This window comes from Ruegeria sp. HKCCD9138, assembly GCF_057220975.1.
In genome coordinates this window covers 275,104-292,729 of sequence record NZ_JBWVAZ010000004.1, presented here as the reverse complement: position 1 = coordinate 292,729, position 17,626 = coordinate 275,104, and the positions used below count along the sequence as shown (strand labels likewise).

At 58.5% G+C, this 17,626-nt stretch carries 20 protein-coding genes; 8 read left to right on the top strand and 12 right to left on the bottom strand.

The window, feature by feature from the left end; genetic code table 11:
- Positions 1–4: 4 nt before the first annotated feature.
- Positions 5–199: a hypothetical protein gene (locus AC2TEL_RS09455; RefSeq protein WP_480843168.1), complete on the bottom strand. Its 195-nt coding sequence runs from the start codon at positions 197–199 to the stop codon at positions 5–7.
- A 241-nt stretch (positions 200–440) separates the two neighbouring features.
- Between AC2TEL_RS09455 and AC2TEL_RS09450 the strand changes: the two genes are divergently transcribed.
- The gene (locus AC2TEL_RS09450) at positions 441–1,655 is read left to right on the top strand and encodes a bifunctional alpha/beta hydrolase/OsmC family protein (protein WP_480843169.1); all 1,215 of its coding nucleotides are present in this window, start codon (positions 441–443) and stop codon (positions 1,653–1,655) included.
- Positions 1,656–1,707: 52 nt separating this feature from the next.
- On the opposite strand, the gene AC2TEL_RS09445 is transcribed toward AC2TEL_RS09450, so the two are convergent.
- From AC2TEL_RS09445 to AC2TEL_RS09425, 5 genes are all read right to left on the bottom strand, one after another.
- Positions 1,708–2,031, bottom strand: coding sequence for a hypothetical protein (locus tag AC2TEL_RS09445; RefSeq protein ID WP_480903379.1), 324 nt, complete (start codon positions 2,029–2,031; stop codon positions 1,708–1,710).
- A gap of 10 nt (positions 2,032–2,041) precedes the next feature.
- Positions 2,042–2,602 (bottom strand): hypothetical protein, encoded by a 561-nt coding sequence (locus tag AC2TEL_RS09440; RefSeq protein WP_480903377.1) that lies wholly within the window; start codon positions 2,600–2,602, stop codon positions 2,042–2,044.
- Positions 2,603–2,742: 140 nt separating this feature from the next.
- On the bottom strand, positions 2,743–3,330 hold the full coding sequence (locus AC2TEL_RS09435; protein WP_480843172.1) for a biotin transporter BioY: 588 nt from the start codon (positions 3,328–3,330) through the stop codon (positions 2,743–2,745).
- A 76-nt stretch (positions 3,331–3,406) separates the two neighbouring features.
- Positions 3,407–3,829, bottom strand: coding sequence for a DUF6314 family protein (locus tag AC2TEL_RS09430; protein WP_480903376.1), 423 nt, complete (start codon positions 3,827–3,829; stop codon positions 3,407–3,409).
- A complete protein-coding gene (locus tag AC2TEL_RS09425; protein ID WP_480903374.1) occupies positions 3,826–4,158 on the bottom strand; it encodes a hypothetical protein in 333 nt (110 codons plus the stop codon). The genes AC2TEL_RS09430 and AC2TEL_RS09425 overlap by 4 nt, the downstream gene beginning before the upstream one ends.
- A gap of 88 nt (positions 4,159–4,246) precedes the next feature.
- On the opposite strand from AC2TEL_RS09425, the gene purB reads away from it, so the two are divergent.
- The 4 genes from purB (at position 4,247) to AC2TEL_RS09405 (ending at position 8,684) form a co-directional block, all read left to right on the top strand.
- Positions 4,247–5,551 (top strand): adenylosuccinate lyase, encoded by a 1,305-nt coding sequence (purB, locus tag AC2TEL_RS09420; RefSeq protein WP_480903373.1) that lies wholly within the window; start codon positions 4,247–4,249, stop codon positions 5,549–5,551.
- Positions 5,552–5,927: 376 nt separating this feature from the next.
- A complete protein-coding gene (locus AC2TEL_RS09415; protein WP_480903371.1) occupies positions 5,928–6,470 on the top strand; it encodes a tetratricopeptide repeat protein in 543 nt (180 codons plus the stop codon).
- Positions 6,471–6,538: 68 nt separating this feature from the next.
- Complete coding sequence (locus tag AC2TEL_RS09410) at positions 6,539–7,627, top strand: flagellar motor switch protein FliG (RefSeq protein WP_480903369.1); 1,089 nt, start codon at positions 6,539–6,541, stop codon at positions 7,625–7,627.
- A gap of 133 nt (positions 7,628–7,760) precedes the next feature.
- The gene (locus AC2TEL_RS09405) at positions 7,761–8,684 is read left to right on the top strand and encodes a lysophospholipid acyltransferase family protein (protein WP_480903367.1); all 924 of its coding nucleotides are present in this window, start codon (positions 7,761–7,763) and stop codon (positions 8,682–8,684) included.
- On the opposite strand, the gene AC2TEL_RS09400 is transcribed toward AC2TEL_RS09405, so the two are convergent.
- A complete protein-coding gene (locus tag AC2TEL_RS09400) occupies positions 8,685–9,383 on the bottom strand; it encodes a DUF1223 domain-containing protein (RefSeq protein ID WP_480903365.1) in 699 nt (232 codons plus the stop codon).
- A gap of 227 nt (positions 9,384–9,610) precedes the next feature.
- Here AC2TEL_RS09400 and acnA point away from each other — a divergent pair, with 227 nt between their 5' ends.
- The 3 genes from acnA to AC2TEL_RS09385 all read left to right on the top strand — a co-directional run bounded on the left by acnA (position 9,611) and on the right by AC2TEL_RS09385 (position 14,786).
- Positions 9,611–12,301, top strand: a complete 2,691-nt coding sequence (acnA, locus tag AC2TEL_RS09395; RefSeq protein WP_480843180.1) for an aconitate hydratase AcnA — start codon at positions 9,611–9,613, stop codon at positions 12,299–12,301.
- 120 nt (positions 12,302–12,421) lie between these two features.
- Entirely contained in the window at positions 12,422–13,924 is a 1,503-nt protein-coding gene (locus AC2TEL_RS09390) for a BCCT family transporter (protein ID WP_480843181.1), read from the top strand.
- Between the two features lie 160 nt (positions 13,925–14,084).
- Positions 14,085–14,786: an SDR family NAD(P)-dependent oxidoreductase gene (locus AC2TEL_RS09385; protein WP_480843183.1), complete on the top strand. Its 702-nt coding sequence runs from the start codon at positions 14,085–14,087 to the stop codon at positions 14,784–14,786.
- A gap of 22 nt (positions 14,787–14,808) precedes the next feature.
- Here the strand turns inward: AC2TEL_RS09385 and AC2TEL_RS09380 are convergent, their stop codons facing one another.
- Genes AC2TEL_RS09380 through ccmA form a run of 5 tightly spaced genes read right to left on the bottom strand, consistent with a single transcriptional unit; the run spans position 14,809 to position 17,597 of the window.
- Positions 14,809–15,348 (bottom strand): DsbE family thiol:disulfide interchange protein, encoded by a 540-nt coding sequence (locus tag AC2TEL_RS09380; protein ID WP_480843185.1) that lies wholly within the window; start codon positions 15,346–15,348, stop codon positions 14,809–14,811.
- Entirely contained in the window at positions 15,341–15,499 is a 159-nt protein-coding gene (gene ccmD / locus AC2TEL_RS09375; protein ID WP_480843186.1) for a heme exporter protein CcmD, read from the bottom strand. Before ccmD ends, AC2TEL_RS09380 begins: the two co-directional genes overlap by 8 nt.
- The gene (locus AC2TEL_RS09370; RefSeq protein ID WP_480843188.1) at positions 15,496–16,269 is read right to left on the bottom strand and encodes a heme ABC transporter permease; all 774 of its coding nucleotides are present in this window, start codon (positions 16,267–16,269) and stop codon (positions 15,496–15,498) included. Before AC2TEL_RS09370 ends, ccmD begins: the two co-directional genes overlap by 4 nt.
- A 60-nt stretch (positions 16,270–16,329) precedes the next feature.
- Positions 16,330–16,986: a heme exporter protein CcmB gene (gene ccmB / locus AC2TEL_RS09365; RefSeq protein WP_480531669.1), complete on the bottom strand. Its 657-nt coding sequence runs from the start codon at positions 16,984–16,986 to the stop codon at positions 16,330–16,332.
- Positions 16,983–17,597, bottom strand: coding sequence for a heme ABC exporter ATP-binding protein CcmA (ccmA, locus tag AC2TEL_RS09360; protein ID WP_480903363.1), 615 nt, complete (start codon positions 17,595–17,597; stop codon positions 16,983–16,985). The genes ccmB and ccmA overlap by 4 nt, the downstream gene beginning before the upstream one ends.
- Between the last annotated feature and the right edge of the window lie 29 nt (positions 17,598–17,626).

Genomic DNA, 17,626 nt, shown 5'->3' with positions numbered 1-17,626 from the left:
AGTATCAGTTCGACCAATTCGACCGCCGGACATTGCCGTGCCAGTCTTCTGGTGCCGTATCAATCACTTGCGGTGTAGTTGGATTGCTCGCAGGCCAGAGCTGACCAAGCGTGAACCCGATCACACCGGCCACGGCAATCATGACCAATAGATCCGGGCGGACAAGCCCGTTTTGCGGGGCTGAAGCAGTATTTGCCATTTAGGCCTCCTTGGCTGACAAATTCGGATGGCCTTAACATGAGTGCGTTCGCAGCTTAATAAAATCGAATATTTGACGACATTCAAATCACAAAACGTGAAGCTTTGAAAAACGCTTAAATACCGGACTTGATCGTTTGCTCGCACCATACTCACCTTCCTGTGACGCTTCTTACATAGGGGTTGAGACGTCCGCCTTATGTACACAGTATTGTCGTCAACCCGAGATGTAAGGAATTGCCATGCCCACCGAACGCACCACATTTGCCGGTCATGACGGCAACCAGCTTGCCGCGCGACTTGATCTTCCGGATGGGCCGGTTCTTGCTACAGCACTGTTTGCGCATTGTTTTACGTGCTCCAAGGACATTCCCGCTGCCCGCCGTATATCGGCGCGTCTGGCCGCAATGGGTATCGCGGTGCTGCGTTTCGATTTTACCGGGCTAGGCCATTCCGACGGCGAATTCGCCAATACGACCTTTACCTCGAATGTCGAAGACCTGATCGCCGCCGCACAGTATCTGGCAGGCCGGAACATGGCCCCGGACCTTCTGATCGGGCATTCGCTTGGCGGCGCGGCGGTGCTACGTGCACGCGCGGGCATCCCGTCGGTCAAGGCAGTCGTTACACTGGGTGCACCAGCCGACCCAAGCCACGTCTCTCATCATTTCGAAGCAGCCCTGCCCGAGATTGAGCAGGAGGGCAGTGCCGAGGTCATGCTGGGCGGTCGCCCGTTCCGCATCGGAAAGGCCTTTGTACATGACATTTCTGAAACCGCACTGACACAGGCCATCACCGAACTTAAGGCCGCGCTCCTGATCCTGCATGCGCCGCGGGATGAAACCGTCAGCATCGACAACGCCAGCACCATCTTTCTGGCAGCAAAGCATCCCAAGAGTTTTGTAACCCTCGACGATGCCGACCACCTGATTACGCGCCCTGCGGATGCTGAATACGCCGCCGAGGTGATCGCAGCCTGGGTGTCACGTTATGTCAAGCTGTCGCCCCCGGCCCCGCCTCCCGGCGCCCCCGAAGGCGTCGTTCGGGTGACCGAGGTCGACCCCGCCGGGTTCCTGCAGGACATTCAGTCCGGACCGCGCCACCACGCGGTAGCGGACGAACCCGCCTCGTATGGCGGAACCGACCGGGGCATGTCACCATATGGTTTTGTGGCCTCGGGTCTTGGGGCCTGTACGTCGATGACAATCCGAATGTATGCCCGACGCAAACGCTGGCCACTGACCGGGATCACCGTTGATGTGTGTCACGACAAGGTCCACGCACAGGATGCTGGCCTGAACGGAGACGGCAAAGTGGATCAATTCCGCCGCAAAATCCGCCTCGAAGGTCCTCTGGATCAGGACCAGAAAGCCAAGCTGTTGGAAATTGCGGACAAGTGCCCGGTGCACCGCACCCTTGAAGGCTCGGCACATATCACGACGGAACTACTTGCTTAGGAGCGCTTCCTTCAAAAGAAGCGGGCCGCATATGCGGCCCGTTTGATCGTTATCACCGACGCGGTGCCGGGCGATGTATCGGTGGCCTCGCAGCGGGTGGGCGCGCAACCGGAGGACGCGGTCGTGCCGGCGGCTTTGCGATCGGTGGCGTGGGACGCGCAGGTGGTCTGCCTTCGGGTGGCCGTGGGCGATCAGGCAGATTCACATCCACGTCTACGTCATGGTAATAATCGTTCCACAGCATCGAGTCGTAGAACGGGTCGTACCCATACCCCACGCCGACCCCCAGCGTGACTCCGTCGCAGGCCGATAGCGTGAAAGTCGAAACACCAAGCCCAAGTGCCAATGCAGCGCGTCTGAGGATTTTGCGTGTCATCTGAACCTCCTCACTGCGCGGACCGGATTGACGCGAACACATCATTCATCACATCGACATAGCCCGGATCCGCCCCGTCGCGCAGGATGGCGACGACAACAGCCACACGGTTGCGCGGCAGGTCGATTACCGTGGCGGTAAAGTTGATGCCGCGCCCGTCGCGGGTTCCGGTTCCTCGGATCACCCGCGCGGGCAGGCCGCCAATCCGGGTGTCACTGGTGCTTGTTACGGTTGGCTCTTTCACCAGAAACTTGTCGATATCTTCAAGATACTGCAGTCCGTCATTGATGGTCGCTACGCCAGCGGGCGAAACGAAGCCCATCCAGACATTGTCGTCTGTGATCGGCCGGACCCCCATAACCCGCGCCACGCCCCTGGAATCGCCCAGTTCGGTATCCTCGATTTCACGCGGCCCGCCGGTCCGCAACGCCCAGAAGTCGGGAACTTCAAAGCGAAACAGTGCCCGGCCCTGGTCCGTATATGTCACCGGTGTATCGGCCCAGGACGGAGCCACGCCACCCAGCCACAACGCGGCGCAGGTGACGAGTGCTGATCCAAATAAAATACGCATATCTCAATAACCTGATCGTTTCTCAGGCTTCAGATTGGCTTGCCTACATGCGTTTTGTCCAGCAATACGTTGGGCTGGCAAAAAAACAGCGCCCGAAACATGTCGGGCGCTGGTTCAAAAAATTCCATTAGGCAGCTCAATCAGGCGCGTGCGTTGCCCACCAGTTTCCACAGGCCCGGGATCAGCAGCGCAGCCAGAGCCAGCTTGATCGCGTCCCCCAGCAGAAATGGCGTCAGACCCCATTCCAGGATCGGCTTGTCCCAGCCATATAGCTGGCCCAGCCACAGCAGGCCCGGAACATAGATCAGGACATTGGCCAGAAGCAGAGCTAGCGCCAGTTTGCCAACCGACCGATCCCAGCCACGCGCCGCCAGCGCGCCCAGCAGAACCGTGGCCAGCAGGTAACCGACAAGATAACCGCCGGTGCCACCCATCATGTAGGTCAGACCAAATTTTTCGGCCGACGAGCCGGCGAAAACGTCAAAACCCAACGCGCCGATCAGCAGATAACCCAGCATGGTTGCAAGACCCAAGCGGGCGCCATAGGCGGTGCCGATTGTCAGAACGGCAAAGGTTCCCATGGTGATCGGAACCGGCCACATCGGCACTTTGATCTTGGCGGCGATGGCGAGGGCTACGATACCCAGAGCCACCAGAACCACCTGTTTGACACGCAGAGCTGTTCCTTCGCGCGGGCCAATTGCATTGGCCAAGACGTTTGCATTCATGGTGTTTTCTCCCTCAGAGAACCAGGACTCTGCGTAAGAAATGCCCTGTCACGGCTTCCACTGCAAGATGATTACGCTATCGCAGCATGTACCGAGTATCCATTTCATAGGACTTTCTGGGTCCCGACACTATCCAGCGGACTTCCCATCGCGGCCATTGGGAAAAGTCGTATCGCGCGTCGTAGCTGTCCGGGGGACAGTCGTGATGGTCTTCCGGGTGCGATAAACCCAATTGCAAGGTGTGAAAATAGCGGTCGTCGTCGAAATGGATCGCGATCGCGTCCCCGACCTCGCGCCACAGATACGTTCGCGTGCCTTTGACGGCGGGCTGGTTTGGGATGTGCAGAGTCATTTTTTCTTCGTAGACCAGCCCGGCATCCGCCGCGCGCAGCGTCGCTTGCCCCTCGGCGTGAATCACGTGCCCTGCCCTGGCGTCGCGAATTGTGCGCGTAAGGCGCCAGTCACCTGCAAAATCCGCCAATCCCTGTGGCAATGTCACTTGACGATGGTCCCGTCTGTCGTGCTGCCACTATCGTCAATGAACCGGATAGTGTTTCCGTTCTGTTGTATGTCGTAACAGGCCCACAGGTCCGCAGGCGGCCAAAGCGAGCAATACCGATCCTCGCGCACTGTCCAACGGCCCGCGCTAGGGCGCCCCGAAAAATACTGCGTCAGCATGGTGTCATCGAAGGTCTGCCAGATGCCTTCGCCGTAATCCAGTTTTTGCCCCGACAGCGCCGCCAGGATTTCTTCTCCGGTCAGCGTGCGAAACTCCTCGGCCGTCAAAATACCCGGCCAGATCGACATAATCAGGGCAAACCGTCTCATACCCGCACTCGCGCCTTGTTCCCTTGAGCGCGCGGGTTTAAACCCCGCGCCAACGCCTCATCCCAATCATAAAAAGGTGCTGCCGCCAATGATTCCCCGCTATTCCCGCCCTGAAATGGTCGCCATCTGGTCGCCCGAGACCAAGTTCCGCATCTGGTACGAGATCGAGGCGCACGCCTGCGATGCAATGGCCGATCTTGGCGTCATCCCGCGCGAAAACGCCGAGGCAGTGTGGAAAGCCAAAGATGTAGAATTCGACGTGGCGCGCATTGACGAGATCGAAGCGGTCACCAAGCACGATGTCATCGCATTCCTGACCCACCTGGCCGAACATGTCGGCAGCGACGAGGCGCGTTTCGTGCATCAGGGCATGACCAGCTCGGACGTTCTGGACACCTGTTTCAATGTGCAGTTGACCCGCGCCGCAGACATCTTGATCGCGGACCTTGAAGGTCTGTTGGCCGCCCTGAAGCGTCGCGCCTACGAGCATAAGGACACCGTCCGCATCGGCCGCAGCCACGGCATCCACGCCGAGCCGACCACCATGGGTCTGACCTTCGCCCGTTTTTACGCCGAGATGGATCGCAATCTGTCCCGTATGCGCGACGCGCGTGCCGAAATCGCCACCGGCGCGATCAGCGGCGCGGTCGGTACCTTCGCCAATATCGACCCCCGCGTTGAAGAACATGTCTGCGACCAGCTGGGTCTGGTGCCTGAGCCGATCAGCACTCAGGTCATCCCGCGCGACCGCCACGCCGCCTTCTTTGCCACTCTGGGCGTCATCGCCAGCAGCATCGAGAACATCGCCATCGAAATCCGCCACATGCAGCGCACCGAGGTTCTTGAGGCCGAAGAGTTCTTCTCGAAAGGCCAAAAGGGTTCCTCGGCGATGCCGCACAAGCGCAACCCTGTGCTAACCGAGAACCTGACCGGTCTGGCGCGTCTGGTCCGTATGGCCGTGGTGCCCGCGATGGAGAACGTGGCATTGTGGCACGAGCGCGACATCTCACACTCGTCGGTCGAGCGCAACATCGGCCCCGACGCCACCGTGACACTGGATTTCGCCCTGTCGCGACTGACCAGCGTGGTCGACAAGCTGGTCGTCTACCCCGAAAACATGCTGGCCAACATGAACAAGTTCCGCGGTCTGGTGATGAGTCAGCGCGTACTGCTGGCTCTGACCCAGGCCGGTGTCAGCCGCGAAGACGCTTACCGGCTGGTGCAGCGCAACGCGATGAAGGTCTGGGAAGAAGGCAAGGACTTCAAAACCGAACTACTGGGTGACCCCGACGTGACCGCCGCGCTGAGCACCGAAGAGATCGAGGAAAAGTTCGACCTCGGGTATCACACCAAACACGTCGACACGATTTTTGCACGCGTCTTCGGCGAATAGGCCGAGGATTTCATGATTGCCCCAGGGCCCGGCCGCAATTCGCCGACCGGGCCTTGTTCTTTGCCAGATCGGCAAAAATCGGATATGATCTGGGTGCATTTTCCGCGAAGGAGAAACACCATGATCCGAACTCTTCTCTGCTCATTGGCGTTGGTTTGTGTTGCCTCGGCCGGGCTTGCCTGCAGCGCACATACAAAGCAAACCCAATCCTGCGCAGAAGGCACATTCTGGGATACCGAATCCCAAACCTGCATGAAAATAGTCAATAGCTGACAATTTTCTTTCCTACTTGTGAATAAAAGCGACCGACGGGCTGTTAGCTTTCTTGAAGATCGCACTATTCTTCTGACAGCAGCCCCGAATACGGAGTAGGAAAATGCGCCTTGTATTAGTTTCAGCAATTGCCCTTCAAGCATTTGCCTTTGCACCTGTCGCTCATGCCGCAGGCGGCGGAGACAGCAGCCCACCAAAGCCCACCAATACCACCAAGAAATGCCTGTTTGGCCGCGTCTACGACGAGGCAAGGGGGCGGTGTGTCAAACCAAACAAGACAAACTTTTCCGAAGAGCAACTGTATGATGCCGTGCGCGAACTGGCTTATGACGGCCAGTATGAACACGCTCAGAGCATTTTGCGCATCATGGACCAGAACGACGACCGTGTTCTGACCTATTGGGGTTTCACCTACCGCAAACTGGGGGAGCTGGATCTGGCGAACGCATTCTATGAAAACGCCATTGCCACCAACCCGGACAATTTGTTGGCCCGCAGCTATATGGGTCAGGGCTTTGTTTCCGAAGGAAAAACCGATCTGGCGATTGCGCAGTGGCGTGAAATCAAGGCGCGTGGCGGTGAAGGGACATGGGCCGAAGCGTCGCTGCGCGATGCGATCCGGACGGGACTGACCTACAGCTACTGAGGTTCAAGGTTTCTTTACCCGATTCTCCGTAATCTGCCTGGTGACGCTCAAAATGACATGACAGGCAGATGCAGGATACGAAGGCATTGGTACAGGTGGCGCCGGGTGCTCAGAAACCGGTCGCTGAAACGGATGACGCGCCTCAGGTTGTTCCACGCTCTCTGAGCAACAGAGAGAAAGCAGCCGTCATTGTGCGGCTGCTTTTGAATGAAGGCGCGGACATACCGCTGGAAGAATTACCCGATCCGCTTCAGGAACAACTGACCCATCAATTGGGGCGAATGGGATTGGTGGACAGGGTCACGCTGGCAGCGGTGGCACGGGAATTCGCCGACGCGTTGGACAGTGTCGGGCTGTCTTTTCCCCACGGTCTTGCGGGCGCGCTGGATGCGGTGAACGGCAAGATCGCGCCGGCGACAGCGGCTCGGTTGCGCAAGGTGGCGGGTGTCCGGCAAATCGGCGACCCCTGGCAACGGTTGCGCGAGGTTCCGGTGGAAGATCTGGCCAAAATGGCGCAGGCCGAAAGCACTGAGGTCGCCGCTGTCATGCTGTCGAAGCTCGAAACCGCAATGGCCGCTCAGCTGCTGGGTCATTTGCCCGGCCCTACGGCGCGGCGGATCACCTATGCGGTGTCGAAAACCGCCAATGTCACACCAGAGGCCGTGGAACGGATCGGCTGGTCTCTGGCCGCCCAGCTGGATCAGCGCCCTAACCCGGCTTTCAAGGATGGTCCGGGCGCGCGCGTGGGGGCGATCCTGAACCAGTCGGCAGCGACCACAAGGGATGGATTGCTGACGGCTCTGGACGAAGAGGATGCGGATTTTGCCAGCACGGTACGAAGATCAATATTCATCTTCTCCCATATCCCGACCCGCATTCAGCCCCGCGATGTCCCGGCGATTTTGCGCAGTGTCGAGCAACCGGCATTGGTGACGGCACTGGCCGGAGCCAACACCGAAGGCGATCGGGCAGCCGCAGAATACTTGCTGTCAAACATGTCCTCTCGCATGGCCGATAACCTGCGCGAAGAGATGTCCGAGCGCGGCAAGGTCAAGCAGGCGGACGCCGAGGCGGCCATGTCAAGCATTGTCGCAACCATCCGAGGGCTGCTGGATGAAGGCGCGATCGCATTGATTGAAGAGGACGACGCAGATTGAGCGCGGCACGTTCGCTCTCTCTGGCTGCAATCTCGGCCACCCACGGGTGATGCACTCTTACGAACACTTGTGAACGATTGGCAGCGACTGTATGTCTGGTGCCGTATTTCACAACACCTGGTGAGTTCTCCCCATGCCTGCAGAAAAGTCGGAACTGAGCCGATTTGAGCTTGGAAAATACTTCATTGCCAATCTTTTCCTGAAAGGCGTGATCGGCGGGATGGGTCTGCTGCCATACGAACGTCGCATAGCGACCATGGGCGCCATCATGAGGACACTGGCGCCTGTTGTTGGTTTCAACAATCGTGTGCGGCGCAACCTGAAACTTACCTGCCCCGAATTGCCAGAAGAAGAAGTCAATCGCATCAGCAGCGCCGTCAGCGATAATGCAGGGCGGGCGATCATGGAGCATTTCTCGGCCGAAGGCTTTATCGAGCGGCAAAGCAAGGCCAAAATATCCGGCCCTGGTATCGAGGCGTTTGACAACGCGCTCGCCGAGGGCCGCCCTGTCATGTTTATCACCGCGCATTTCGGGCACTATCTTGCCGCGCGGGTCGCTCTGCAGGCCCGCAACGGTAAGCCAATCGGATGCCTGTATCGCCGTATGGCCAACCCCTATTTCAATGACATGTATGTTGAGGCCTTCTACAAAACCGGTTCTCCGATGTTCGAACAGGGTCGCCGGGGCATGGTCGAAATGGTCCGTTCACTGAAAAGCGGCGGTATTATCGCCATCGTCTCAGATCTGCATGCGCAAGGCGGAGAGGAACTGACCTTCTTCGGCAAACCGGCGGTGACGTCGGTTCTGAACGCGGAGTTGGCGATCAAATACAAGGCTGAACTAATCCCCTGCTATGCCGTCCGCCAGTCCAACGGCATCGATTTTGAGATCGTTTTACACGACCCCGTTCCGCACACTGATCCAAAAACCATGACGCAATTCACAAATGACGATCTGGAAGCCATGGTAAGAAAGCATATGGGTCAGTGGTTCTGGATTCACCGACGCTGGAAAGCATGGAGAGGTTTGGGCGTTCAGCCCGAGGATATGCCCTGACTATTTGACCCGGGCCGCTGCAACGATCGGACCATGTCTGTTCCGTTGGACCAGAACAACCGCCGGCAGATCATGCGCCAAAGTGGCCGTGAACTTCTGCGGCGAGGCCCCGTCCCATTGTCCGGCAATCTGCCAGCTTTCCACAACATTGGCGTAGTCCAACTCGTGCCCGGCCAATTCACCACGGCGGATCGAGGCGTGACGCATCGGTGAATACTGCACGACCCGAACGTCATAAATCTCGCCTTCGGGCAATTCGATTGGTGTGACATTGACGGTGACCTCGTTACCGGAACGCATGGCACTGACTTCCGCCTCTGGTGCGGCGGTCAGATGCGCATTGATTATCCGATCCAGTTCCCGTTTCTGTGCACCCACAACGTCCTGCTGACCGTTTATTACCATTTGCGGAGTATAAATCATGGTCCGCCCCCCTTCGCGCGCATAAGCGCGCTGGCGGTCGGTGTGACCGGGGTCAGCGTATTCATCCTTCCAACCGATATAGTCCCAGTAATCCACATGCAGAGCCAAGCCTATCACGTCATCGCGCTGGACCAGATCGTGCATGATCCGGTCCGCCGGCGGGCAGGACGAACACCCTTGCGAGGTAAAAAGCTCCACCACGACCGGATCGGAACCGGCCTCGGCAACTGGGGCAAGGATCAACGATGCCAATGCGACTGCGGCGGGCTTCAACATGATGCAACTCGGTCTGATGGGCGATGCCTAGACCCTAAACTGATATCGTTTCACCCACCAATCAACGTTTCTTGAGACCTGAAAGGGGTCTAAATCAAAAAAATGTGTGCAATGGTATACAAAAATTGCCGCAGGTGGCCTGTTGGACCTTGAACCGGCGCCCTTGGTGATGCAGATACCCCTCAGCGAATCCCAAAATCCACGTCATTTGAGAGGGAGGCCATTAGATGCCCATCAAAGTCGGACAGGATACCGCCAAGACACGCCGCAGCCTGAGCGTGAATGGCAAGTCCATTTCCTATTACTCGATCCCCGCCGCGCAAGAAGCCGGTCTGGGTGATTTCTCGAAACTCCCTGCCGCACTGAAAGTGGTGTTGGAGAACATGCTGCGGTTCGAGGATGACGGCTTCTCGGTCTCGGTTGACGACATCAAGGCCTTTGGTGAATGGGGTGCCAATGGTGGCAAGAACCCGCGCGAAATCGCCTATCGACCAGCCCGCGTTCTGATGCAGGATTTTACCGGTGTTCCGGCCGTTGTTGACCTGGCCGCGATGCGCGACGGGATCAAGGGTCTGGGTGGTGACGCGCAGAAAATCAACCCGCTGAACCCGGTTGATCTGGTCATCGACCACTCGGTCATGATCGACGAATTTGGAAACCCGCGCGCGTTCCAGATGAACGTGGACCGAGAGTACGAGCGCAACATGGAGCGGTATCAGTTCCTGAAATGGGGCCAGAACGCCTTCAACAACTTCCGCGTTGTGCCCCCCGGCACGGGTATCTGCCACCAGGTAAACCTGGAGTATCTGGCCCAAACCGTCTGGACCGACACCGACCAAAACGGGGATGAGGTCGCCTACCCCGACACGCTGGTCGGCACCGACAGCCATACCACCATGGTTAACGGCATGGCCGTTCTGGGCTGGGGCGTTGGCGGCATCGAGGCTGAAGCCGCAATGCTGGGTCAGCCGATCTCGATGCTGATCCCCGAGGTTGTGGGCTTTGAACTGACCGGAGAGCTGGTCGAAGGCACCACCGGCACCGACCTTGTTCTGAAAGTCGTCGAGATGCTGCGCGAAAAGGGCGTGGTTGGCAAATTCGTCGAATTCTACGGTGAAGGTCTGGACCGTCTGCCACTGGCCGACCGCGCGACTATCGCCAACATGGCACCGGAATACGGCGCGACCTGTGGCTTCTTCCCGATCGACAACGAAACCCTGCGCTACCTACGCAACACCGGTCGTGACGAAGATCGCATCGCTCTGGTCGAAGCTTATGCCAAGGAAAACGGTTTCTGGCGTGGCGCGGACTATGCCCCGATCTACACCGATACTCTGTCGCTGGACATGGGCACCATTGTCCCCGCGATCTCGGGTCCGAAACGGCCGCAGGACTATGTTGCACTGACCGACGCCAAATCCGCTTTCACCAGGGAAATGGAAGAGACCTTCAAGCGTCCCATGGGCAAGGAAGTCGCTGTCAAAGGCGAAGACTACACCATGGAATCGGGAAAGGTCGTGATCGCCTCGATCACTTCATGCACCAACACCTCGAACCCTTATGTGATGATCGGTGCGGGTCTGGTGGCACGCAAAGCGGCCGCTTTGGGTCTGAACCGCAAGCCGTGGGTCAAAACCTCTCTGGCTCCGGGGTCGCAGGTCGTGTCCGCTTACCTTGAGGCCGCTGGTCTGCAGGAAGATCTGGATAAGATCGGATTCAACCTTGTCGGTTACGGCTGTACCACTTGTATCGGCAACTCGGGTCCGATCCAGCAGGAGATCTCGGAAGCCATTGCCGAAGGCGACCTGGTCGCGACGTCGGTTCTGTCGGGCAACCGGAATTTCGAGGGCCGTATCTCGCCGGATGTGCGCGCCAACTATCTGGCTTCACCGCCGCTGGTCGTGGTCTACGCTCTGGCCGGTACGCTGGATATTGACCTGACCACGGAACCGGTCGGTCAGGACAAGGACGGCAATGATGTCTACATGAAAGACATCTGGCCCACCCAGAAGGAAATCGCCGAGTTGGTCGAACAGACCGTCACCCGCGAAGCGTTCCAGTCGAAATATGCAGACGTCTTCAAGGGCGATGAGAAATGGCAAGAGGTCGAAGTTCCGCAGCAGGAAACCTATGACTGGCCGCCGACCTCGACCTACATCCAGAACCCGCCCTACTTCCAGAGCATGGGAGCCGAACCCGGCACGATCTCGAATATCGACGGGGCCAAGGTTCTGCTGATCCTGGGTGACATGATCACCACCGACCACATCTCGCCCGCAGGTTCCTTTGCGACGACAACACCGGCAGGTAAGTACCTGACCGACCGTCAGGTTCAGCCGCGCGAGTTCAACTCGTACGGGTCGCGCCGTGGCAACCACGAGGTCATGATGCGCGGCACATTCGCCAACATTCGCGTCAAGAACGAGATGTTGGACGGTGTCGAGGGCGGTTACACCAAAGGCCCCGATGGCGAACAGACTTCGGTCTATGAGGCGTCAATGGCCTATCAGGAACAGGGTGTTCCGCTTGTCGTCTTTGGTGGCGAACAGTACGGGGCGGGTTCCTCGCGTGACTGGGCGGCCAAAGGCACCGCGCTGCTGGGCGTCAAGGCTGTGATCGCCGAAAGCTTTGAGCGTATCCACCGTTCGAACCTGGTTGGCATGGGCGTCATCCCGTTCGAATTCACTGGCGGCGACACCCGCAAGACGCTGGGTCTGAGGGGCGACGAAACCGTTTCGATCCACGGGCTGGACTCGGTTGAGCCCCTGCAGGAAGTGCCCTGCACCATCGTCTACGGTGACGGCACCGAGAAGACCATCACCCTGAAATGCCGCATCGATACCGCGCCCGAGATTGAATACATCGAAAACGGTGGTGTTCTTCAGTACGTTCTGCGGAACCTGGCCAAAGCATCGTAATTCGAAAGCGCCATTGACAACCCAAACCCCCGGCCAATCGCCGGGGGTTTTTTGTTTACTGGCCATTCATTCGAAAATCTGAAACTGTTCGACCGAATTGGTTTGCGGAAACTCATCGCCATGAAGAAACCCAACGCCTTGCTGATCTGTTCACTCAGCGTCATCGCGGTGATCGGGATTTGGGGCGTCATCGACATTCAGAGTTTGGTGACCTGGGCAAATGGCATTGTTCAACAAACCTTCCGCAGTCGCGGATGGTTCGTGATGCTCGCAGCCTCTGGTATGCTGATCGGATGCCTCGTTCTGGCGTTTTCTCCCTATGGCAGCATTCGACTCGGACGGGATGATGAGGAGCCGGAGTTTTCCACCGTCACCTGGATTTCCATGCTGTTCTCTGCTGGGATGGGCGTCGGCTTGCTGTTTTGGGCGGTGGCAGAACCACTGACGCATTTCAACTTCATCTCAGGCATGGCGCCGGACTTCATCGCGGCGCAGCAAGCCATGCTGGCAACGAACTTTCACTGGGGCTTGCACGCATGGGCCATTTACGGCTCAACCGCCCTCACCATCGCCTATTTCAGCTTTCGGCGCGGAACGGGGATGATGGTCAGTGCGCCGATCAAAAGCCTGTTCCCCGGCGAACGCTGGGCCGAGCGCGTTGGGTGGCTGTCGGACTTCATGGCAATTGTCGCCATAGCCATCGGTGTTGGCGGTTCCATGGCCATGGGCGTGTTTCAGGTGGCAGACGGCATTGCCGTCATGGGCGGTCGGGATACGGTCGGTGCCATACTGATCGGTACGGTTTTTGTCGCAATGGTTGCCGCATATGTGCCCGCACTTCTGATCGATCTGGGCCAGGGTATGGCGCGCCTGTCAAACGCCGCGATGCTGATTGCCATCAGCCTGGTGGCGTACACCGTGGTCCTTGGCCCTACGGAGTACCTCTTGAACACGGTGGTTCAGGGATTTGGCGACTACGTCACCAATGTCATACCAAGGGGCTTTCAAACTTTTACGTTCTTCGGGGATGACGTCGCCAGATGGTTCAGCGACTGGACACTTACCTATATGGTCTGGTGGATCGCCTGGGGGCCGTTCGTCGGCGTGTTCGTCGCCCGCATCTCTCGCGGTCGAACGATCAGGGAATTCGTGATCGGCGTCTTGTTCGCACCCACATTGTTTTCCATCCTTTGGTTCGGCGCGTTCGGCGGCATCGGTTTGTTCGAAGCCCTGAACGGCGCAGGTGAGTTGCTGGCTTTGACCCAGACCAATATCGAACGCGTGACCTTTGCCCTGCTCGACCGGCTACCGCTATCGTTGATCACCACACTGGCAACGGTGCTGGCGGCGTTCCTGTTCATTGTAACAAGCGTCGTCAGCGCTGCCTTCGTCCTGGGGACATTCTCGACAGAGGGGGATGAAAACCCGCCCCCGCGCGTTCGGCTGATCTGGGGCGCGTTGCTGGGGCTGCTGAGCGTTGCGATGATCCTGTCGGGCTCGGTGGACTCGGTGAAGATCCTGATTTCGCTGGGTGCCCTACCCTTTGTATTTATCTCGGTTCTGCTGATGGTCTGCCTGTTTCGCGGACTGCGAGAGGAGGGGCAGCGCGATGCTGATCGGTGATCTCACGGACACTCTGATGAATCTGGTCACTTTCGCCTTCATCGCAGCAATGATCTGGATCCTGGTGCGTAGGTAACCCGAACCGGCGCAACAAATTCATTGGCGGATTCAAGGAAAATCGGCATTGAATCCCGGGCGTTTTGCCGGTCTTTTGTCCGATATGGACAAAGTAGCTTTGATAACCGGCGGAACACGCGGCATTGGCCGGGCCATCGTCGAAGACCTGAGCCGTGATCACAACGTCGCTTTTACGTGGAATTCCACTCCACCGCCGGCGCCACTTCAATGTGAAAACGCCCTGCCCATCCAATCGGACCTGACACAGCCGGACCAAGCCGAGGCCGTGATTGCGCAGACCATACAGCGGTTTGGGCGGCTGGATGTCATCGTCAACAACGCAGGTCTGGTGAAGATGACACCCAAAGAGGAGTTCCGGTTCGACGATCACAGGGCGATTCTGGATCTGAATCTGTTGGCTCCGGCTGCACTCTTGTCGGCTGCACTACCGCATCTGAAACGGGGTGCAGCGATCGTCAGCATTTCATCCATGAATGCCGTTTTGCCGCCACGGGATGCCGCCACTTATGGCGCCAGCAAGGCAGCGCTGAATCTCTGGACACGCGCTATGGCGAAAGAGCTTGGGCCAGAGGGCATTCGCGTCAATGCTGTGGCTCCCGGTGCGATCAACACCCCCGAAGCGCCTCGGTCAGACGACCTGACTGCCATATTCGTTGCGGAAACGGCATTGGGCCGCGTGGGCGTGCCTGAAGACATCGCCAGGGCAGTCCGGTTTCTGGCCTCGGATGATGCTGCGTTCATTACGGGTGAGACGCTGTCGGTAACAGGCGGCTACAGGCTGTAAAAGGCGCAACGCGGATCAGGGATCAACCGCCTGCGGCTTTCTCCAAAGCGGGTCGAATGGTGTTTTCGATCACACGCTGCGTGACCGGTCCTGCGAACCTCAGGATGATCGTGCCTTCCCCATCGATCACATAGGTTTCGGGTACGCCGTAGACACCCCAGTCCAACCCCATGCGGCCCTGCTCATCCCGACCGATTGCACGGTAAGGATCACCAAGTTCCGTTAGGAAGGCTTCGGCATTGTCCAACTGGTCTTTGTAATTGATGCCATAGACCGGAATTCCTTCGTCCGACAGGGCCTGAAGGTTGGGATGTTCGACCCGGCACGGCGCGCACCAGCTGGCCCAGTAATTGACAAGCTTGACCTCGCCATCGCGCAGCGTGGCATCGTCAAAGCTGGCTTTGCCTGCGAACTCGGTCAGGACCACCGGAGGAGCGGGTTGCCCCTCGCGCGCAGAGGGCAGCGCGTTGGGATCGTCGCGGAACATCCCAATTCCCGCCAGAACGGCGAAGGCACCAAAAATCAGCGGCGGTGCAAGCATCAGGGGCGAAATCTTAGCCATTGCGCGTCATCCTTTGCTCGACCTTTTCCATCTCGGCCCGAACCTTGCGCCCTCGCATCACGCTGAGAACCACCAGAGCGACCAGCAGAAAGATGGACGCTCCATAGGCGGACAGGACCGTATCAGAGTATTTGCCCAGATCGGGTATCATCCGTTCACCCTTTCCCTTGCAAGCAACGCCTTGATCCGGCGCGCCCGAATTTCAGTGCCGGTGCGATAGAACACCAGCGCAATGAACAGCAGCACGAATCCAACGATGCACAGCAACAGAGGATAGAAATAGATATTGCTGACCTTCTCCTCGGTGTCGGCGCCTGTCACGGCTGCCGCCCGCATGACCGAGGCCCCCTGATGCAGGCCCTGGTTCCAGAAATTCACCGCATAACGGCTGAGGATGGCAAAGACCGACCCCACCAGACACAGAACCGAGGTCAGATCAGCGGCAGTGTCCGGGTCTTCGATGGCTTCCCACAGGGCCACATAGCCCAGATAGAACAGAAACAGGATCAGGAACGAGGTCAGGCGCGGATCCCACGCCCACCAGGTGCCCCACATCGGCTGGCCCCAGATGGCACCGGTCGCCAGCGCAATCAGGGTCATCACGATCCCGATCGGAGCAGCTGCGCGCGCAGCCAGCGCGCTGACATGGTGACGGCGCACCAACCACACCAGCGAGGTCGCCAACATCATCAGCCAACAATTGATTGCCATCAACGCGGCCGGAACGTGCAGGTAGATAATCTTGACTGTCGACCCCTGCTTGTAGTCGTCCGGTGTGAAAAAGAACCCCCAGATAAGCCCAACACCCAGACACACAGAGGATGTAATCCAGAAGAACGGCAGTATCCGTTCGCTGGTCGCGAGGAACTTCCTCGGGTTGGCGTATTCCCAGAGGGCGTTGGCTTTGGCTGCGATAGACATGGGCCTTATCTAGTCCGACTCGGTGGTGTTCTCAATTGACCTCAGTCAAGATTGATCGTGTTATCGAAGATTGATGCGTAGCACCGCAGCGCTGGCAAAGGGCAGCAAAGCGACGGTTGCGGCAGTGATCCCCGCCAACATAAGCAAGGGCGTTTGCGTTTCCATCCCCGTGGCACCGCGACGGGCAACCTCGGCCCCGAAGATAAGGGTCGGCACGTAAAGCGGCAACACCAGAAGGGAAAGTAGCAAACCGCCACGTTTCAGACCAACGGTCAGCGCCGCGCCGAAGGTTCCGATAACGCTCATGGCCGGGGTACCGATCAGCAGTGAAATCACCAGCCAGAAAAACCCCGGCACTGGCAGGTTCAGCAACACGCCCAGAAATGGCGCGGCCAGAACCAGCGGCAAGCCCGTGGTCAGCCAGTGTGCCAGCGCCTTGATCGTCACGACAGATTCCAGCGGCAGGGGTGCGGTCGCCAGCAAATCCAGCGAACCATCCTCCCAATCCAGCGCCAGCAGACGATCCAGTGATAACAGGCACGCAAGCAATGCGCCCAGCCACAACACACCCGGCGCGATGGTTGACAGCAACGAGGACTGCGGGCCGACGGAGAACGGCACCAGCACCGTGACAATTAGAAAGAACGCCAGACCCAGACCGAATCCACCACCCGCGCGGAAGGCCAGTTTCAGGTCACGCAACAAAAGGGCGATCACAGAAAACCTCCGTCAAAGTCGTCGATGGGTTTCGGTTTTGCCTTATTGGGGCCGACATCCAGCACCTCACCATCCAGGCCAAGGTCGATATGGGTGGCAATCAGGGCCGAACCGCCCTGCCGCAGATGCTCGCGCACGGCATCCGCAAACATTTTCACTGCATTGCGGTCGAGTGACACGGTGGGTTCGTCCAGCATCCAGATCGGACGTCCCGTCACCAGCATCCGAGCCAGACCCAACCGTCGTTTCTGACCGGCCGACAGATTGCCCGCTTGCCGGTCTGACAATTCATTCAGGTCGAACGCGTCCAGCGCTGACTGAATACCGTTTGTCCCAAAAACAGCCGCCCAGAAGGTCAGATTCTCGGTCACGGTCAACGTAGGCTTTAACCCGTCCGAGTGAGAGGCATAGGCAATCTGGTCATCGGCCCCCTCAATCCGGCCATGCAGCGGCGGCTGAAGGCCCGCCAGAGTACGCAGCAAGGTGGTTTTGCCGATCCCATTCGGGCCGCGCAGTATCAACGCCTTGCCTGGCTCGAGGACGAAGTTCAACTCTTCGAGCACGGGCACGCCACCACGGGTGATAGCCAGATCGGATACGGTCAGTGTCATGGGGTTCCGCTTAGCCGATTGCCGCCAAA